This window comes from Streptacidiphilus carbonis (genome assembly GCF_000787775.1).
Lineage (GTDB): Bacteria > Actinomycetota > Actinomycetes > Streptomycetales > Streptomycetaceae > Streptacidiphilus > Streptacidiphilus carbonis.
Map to the genome: position 1 here is coordinate 92,246 of NZ_BBPM01000024.1, position 5,502 is coordinate 97,747.

Annotated in this window: 3 protein-coding genes and 1 pseudogene; all 4 read right to left on the bottom strand. The window is 73.6% G+C overall.

All coding sequences use genetic code 11. From position 1 onward, the window contains the following. Window positions 1-377 (bottom strand): annotated as a pseudogene (locus TR46_RS42430) (hypothetical protein); the annotation flags it as partial. Further along, window positions 362-1,453: a ParA family protein gene (locus TR46_RS20285; protein ID WP_439654375.1), complete on the bottom strand. Its 1,092-nt coding sequence runs from the start codon at window positions 1,451-1,453 to the stop codon at window positions 362-364. The gene TR46_RS20285 and the pseudogene TR46_RS42430, both read right to left, overlap by 16 nt. Window positions 1,454-1,995: 542 nt before the next feature. After that, on the bottom strand, window positions 1,996-3,111 hold the full coding sequence (ald, locus tag TR46_RS20290) for an alanine dehydrogenase (RefSeq protein WP_042403227.1): 1,116 nt from the start codon (window positions 3,109-3,111) through the stop codon (window positions 1,996-1,998). Between the two features lie 219 nt (window positions 3,112-3,330). Then, the gene (locus tag TR46_RS20295; RefSeq protein ID WP_152626584.1) at window positions 3,331-5,463 is read right to left on the bottom strand and encodes a tetratricopeptide repeat protein; all 2,133 of its coding nucleotides are present in this window, start codon (window positions 5,461-5,463) and stop codon (window positions 3,331-3,333) included. Between the last annotated feature and the right edge of the window lie 39 nt (window positions 5,464-5,502).

A 5,502-nucleotide genomic window follows, 5' to 3' on the forward strand; every position in this document is an offset into this window, starting at 1 on the left:
ATCTTCTCCTCGGGCCGCTCCCGCCCGGTGGGGCGGGACCGGCCGCCGCCGCGGGGCTTGCGCCGGGCCGCCGCGTCCGCGGCGGGGGCGGGGGTGCCGTTGTGCTGCGGGGCGGGCTGCCCCGCCCCGGGGCCGGGTGCAGGGCGCCGGGGGGCCGAAACCGGCGCCGGCGCCACCGCGGCCTTGGCGGTGGCAGCAGCCGGCTCGCCCGAGGCGTGTTCGCCCTCGGGCTCCGCGTCCCCGGCCTCCGCCGTCCGGCTCTGCGCCGATTCGGAGGGGCGTGCGGGCTCGGAGGAGCGGGGCGCGGGCGTGAGCGACATCCCCCCGGTGGTCCGGAACAGTTCGTCCGCTCCCGGGAGGCTCACTCGACGGGGCACCGGGCGAGCACCTCCCTGGCGAGCTGTCGGTACGCGGCGGCGCCGACCGAGTTGGAGGCGTAGGTGGTGATCGGTTCACCGGCCACCGTGGTCTCCGGGAAGCGCACCGTGCGGCCGATGACGGTGTGGAAGACGTGCTCGCCGAACGCCTCGACGACCCGGGCCAGCACCTCACGGCTGTGCACCGTGCGCGAGTCGTACATGGTCGCCAGGATGCCGTCCAGGCGCAGGTCGGGGTTGAGCCGCTCGCAGACCTTCTCGATGGTCTCGGTGAGCAGCGCGACCCCGCGCAGGGCGAAGAACTCGCACTCCAGCGGCACGATCACGCTGTGCGCCGCGGTGAGCGCGTTCACCGTCAGCAGGCCCAGCGAGGGCTGGCAGTCGATGATGACGTAGTCGTAGTCCGGCAGCAGCGGCTTGAGCGCCCGCGCCAGCGCGGACTCCCGGGCCACCTCGCTGACCAGCTGCACCTCGGCGGCCGACAGGTCGATGTTGGAGGGCAGCAGGTCCATGCCGGGGACGGCGGTCTTCAGCAGCACCTCGTCGGCCGTCAGGCCCCGCTCCATGAGCAGGTTGTAGACCGTCAGGTCCAGTTCCATCGGGTTGACGCCGAGACCGACCGAGAGCGCGCCCTGGGGGTCGAAGTCGACCAGCAGCACCCGGCGGCCGTACTCGGCCAGCGCCGCGCCCAGGTTGATGGTCGAGGTGGTCTTGCCGACCCCGCCCTTCTGGTTGCACATCGCCACGATCTTCGCCGGACCGTGCTCGGTGAGCGGGGAGGGGATGGGGAAGTACGGCAGCGGGCGGCCGGTGGGGCCGACCCGCTCCCGGCGCTGCCGGGCCGCGTCAGGCGCCAGCGTGGCGGCGTACTCCGGGTCGGGCTCGTACTCGGCGTCGGGGTCGTAGAACTGACCGTCCGGCAGCTCGGCGTAGACCAGGCCCGGTTCGACGGCGTTGTAGGCCGTCGCGTTGTAGACCTCGGAGTTGCGTGCGCCGGCCTGGTAGGGGTCGGCCTGGCCGTGGTGGGTGTCGTACTCGGGTGTCGCCTGGCGGGCGTCAAAGGTGCGCACGTCCATCGACTCCTCCCCGGAGGGACCGGCGACGTCCTGCACCAGTCCTGGCTGACCACCCCCGGGAGCAAATGTCGACTCATTCACAAGTCGTCTTACCTCCTTGGCGACCGCCGTTGACACCGGAATCGTTTGGTGGGGCTCTGGGGCTTGCCCCCTCCAATGGGCGGCATGTGCCGTGCCGCAGCCTAGCAACGACACAGTAGCGCCAACCACCACACCAGTGATGCACGAACCAACATGTCGATATGACTAGCTCACTGCTCAGTGGCCGACGACAGCCCCGCACCCCGCCACGATGCCAGAGATCAGGCGGCAGTACAGCCCTTCGGACCATCGTCATCACATCCGCACGGGAGTGAGATCAGACGTCAGAAAGTTGACGATCTGTCGACATTGAGACCTTTCGCGGCCTTGACGGCGCACCGCGGCCATGCCGAAGGGCGGGGCACCGACCGGTGTCCCGCCCTTCGCTCCAGGCTGCCGCGAGGGCGCCTCGGGGCAGGCCCTCAGGCCACGCCCGCAGGCCATTCCGTCAGGCCATGCCGTCAGGCCAGCACGTCGCCCAGCGCCACCGAGTTGAGGCCGTGGGCCTCGGCCACCTCGTGGTAGGTCAGCTGGCCCTCGTGCGCGTTGAGGCCCTTGGCCAGCGCGCCGTCACGGTTGCAGGCCTCCTTCCAGCCGCGGTTGGCCAGCTCGACGATGTACGGCATCGTCGCGTTGGTCAGCGCGTAGGTGGAGGTGTTGGGCACCGCGCCGGGCATGTTGGCGACGCAGTAGAAGACCGAGTTGTGGACCGGGAAGGTCGGCTCGGCGTGGGTGGTCGGCCGGGAGTCCTCGAAGCAGCCGCCCTGGTCGATGGCGATGTCGACCAGCACCGAGCCGGGCTTCATCCGCGAGACCAGCTCGTTGGTGACCAGCTTGGGGGCCTTGGCGCCGGGGATCAGCACCGCACCGATGACCAGGTCGGCCTCCAGCACGGCCTTCTCCAGCTCGAAGGCGTTGGAGGAGATCGCCTTGATCCGGTTGCCGAAGATCTTGTCGGCCTCGCGCAGCTTGTTGATGTCGCGGTCCAGCAGGGTCACGTCGTAGCCCATGCCGATGGCGATGGTCGCCGCGTGCCAGCCGGAGACGCCGCCGCCGATGACCACGGCCTTGGCCGCGTGGGTGCCGGGCACGCCGCCCGGCAGGGTCCCGCGTCCGCCGGCCGGGCGCATCAGGTGGTACGAGCCGACCTGCGGGGCCAGCCGGCCCGCGACCTCGGACATCGGGGCGAGCAGCGGCAGGGCGCCGTTGGCCAGCTGCACGGTCTCGTAGGCGATGGCGGTGGTGCCGGAGGCGAGGAGGGCGTCGGTGCACTCCCGCGAAGCGGCCAGGTGAAGGTAGGTGAACAGGGTCTGGCCCTTGCGGAGGCGGTGGTACTCCTCGGCGACGGGCTCCTTGACCTTGAGCAGCAGGTCGGCGGCGGCCCAGACCTCGTCAGCGGTGGCGAGGATCTCGGCACCGGCGGAGACGTACTCCTCGTCGGTGATGGAGGAGCCGACGCCGGCGTTCTGCTCCACGACGACCTGGTGGCCGTTGCGGACCAGCTCGTGCACGCCGGCGGGCGTGATGGCCACGCGGTACTCGTGGTTCTTGACCTCGCGGGGGATGCCGACCTTCACGGCTAAACACGTCCCTTGCACATATGGGGTCCGTCGGCGGATACGCCGACGGTGGCCGCGCACTGGTTGCGGCACTCCCAAGTGTAATGAAGCCCGAGGATTGCGACAGCCTTACAATCTGACCAAAAGAATACGATCGGTTGGCAGTTTCGTAGGCTTGCGCGGCCACCTGTGTTAACAAGTGCCCTCAAAAGCACCAAACCGCTCACACATTCGCAATCACTCCGTAACGGCCTGGTGAGCGGCCTCCTCCTGGCTCCGCCGCACCTGCGGCAGGCCCAGCGCCGCCGCCTGTTCGCGCCGTGCCCGGCCGCCCTCGGCGTCGCCCGTCCGCTCCAGCAATTCGGCGCTCCGCAGCAGCACCTGGGTCCGCAACCGCACGCCCGGCGCACCGGCGAGGCCCCGCGCCTCCTCCAGCGCGTCCCGCAGCGTGCGCACCGCCTGGTCCGGGTGGCCGGCCAGCTCCTGCACCCGGGCCGCGCCGAGGGTCGCACCCACCGCCCCGGCCGGGTCGCCGAGCCTGCGGTGCAGCGCGGCGGCGGCCCGGTAGTCCTTCAGCGCGTCGCCCATCCGCCCCTGCGCGCTGTGCACGGCGGCGAGCCGGACCAGCAGCCGCACCTCGTCGGCCTGCTCGCCGCGCCTGCGCCGCAGCCCCAGCGCCCGGCCGTACCAGTCGGCGGCCCGCACCAGGTCCCCGGAGGCCCGGAAGGCGCCGGCGACCGCCTCCAGGATCCGGCAGACCGCCACATGGTCGTCGGCGGCGCGGGCCGGGCCCAGCGCCGAGCGGTAGCGCTCCAGGGCCCGGCGGTGCTCGCCCGCGGTCGCGTGCAGATCGCCGAGGTTGACCAGCGCGGCCGCCTGCTGCCGGTGCAGCCTGCCGCGCAGCGCCAGTTCCAGAACCGTCCCGTGCAGCGCGTAGAGGTCGGCGGCGACCGGCTGTGCGCCGCCGGCCCACAGCGGCAGCGCCCGCACCAGCGCGGTGGCCAGCCGCATCGCCAGGCCGTCCAGCGCTCCGTCGGCCGCGGCGGTGTCCAGTGCCTCCCGCAGCACCGGCAGCTCGGCGTCCAGCCAGCGCCAGGCCTCGGCGGAACCGCCGAAGCGCAGCGGGCCCGGCAGCGGGTCCGGCGCGGGGCCCGCACCCGGGGCGAGCTGGTGGCAGCAGGCGGTGAGCAGCCGGGTGAGCCGCTCCAGCAGCCGGGCCCGGGCCAGCTCGGTCTCGGCCGGGCGGTCCCCGGCCAGCAGCGCGGCCAGCGGCTCACGCAGGCATTCCGGCAGCTCGTGGCGCCCGTCCCGGCCGACCGGACGGAGCAGCTGCTGCTCGGCCAGCGTCGCCAGGTGCACCGCTGCGGCGTCCACCGGGCAGCCCAGCAGCGCGGACGCGGTCCGGGGGTCGGTCACCCCGCCGGGGGCCAGGGTGAGCAGCCGCAGCAGCGTGGCGGCCTGCGCCGGCAGTCCGTCGCGGACCAGGTCGAAGGCGCGCAGCAACGGCTCGACACCCGGTTCGGCGGCGCCGGGGCGCTTGGCGAGCACGACCCGGGGGGATTCGGCGGCCTGGGCGGCCAGCAGCCGCAGCACATCGGTGACCGAGGCCCTGGGCCGCGCCCGCAGCCAGCCGCCGACCAGGCAGAGCGCCATCGGATGACAGGCCAGCGTCTCGGCCAGGGTCCGCGCCGCCACCGGGTCGCAGACGATCCGGGTGTCCCCGGCGTGCGCCACCAGCACCGCGGTGGCCGCGGACGCGCCGAGCCCGCCGATCACCACCGGACGGGCGTCGGTCAACCCGGTCAGCGGACCCGAGGTCACCGCCACCACCAGGCAGCCGTCGCCCGGCGGCAGCAGCGCCTCGACCTGCTCTGCCTTCCGCACGTCGTCCAGCACCAGCAGTACCTGACGCCCCGCCAGAGCCTCCCGCAGCGCGGCCGGGCCGGAGCTGCCGGGCCTGTCGCCGGGGTCGGCGTCCGGATCCGGCAGCGGGGCCGGCGGCCGGGGCTCGCCGAGCGCGTCCAGCAGGATCTCGGCCGCGCAGTCGACCGGCACCGGCTCGCCGCCGGGCTCGCTCATCCGGACGAAGAACTGCCCGTCCGGGTAGTCGGCGGCGACGGTGCGGGCGAAGCGGACCGCCAGCGCGGTGCGCCCCGAACCGCGGCGTCCGGCGACGATCAGCACCCGGCAGCGCGCGGCCTCGTCGTCCCCGCCCAGGGCGGGCCGGCCGACCTCGTCCCGCAGCTGGGCGAGCTCCGCCTGGCGCCCGGCGAAGACCGCCGGATCGTCGGGCAGCTCCGCGGGCGGCGCGGTGCCGCGCCGCTGGTTCTGACGTACCGTCCGCGCCGCTGCCGCCTTGGTTTCCGCCACTCGCGCAGCGTAGTTCACCGGCGGGGCGCAGCTCCGCAG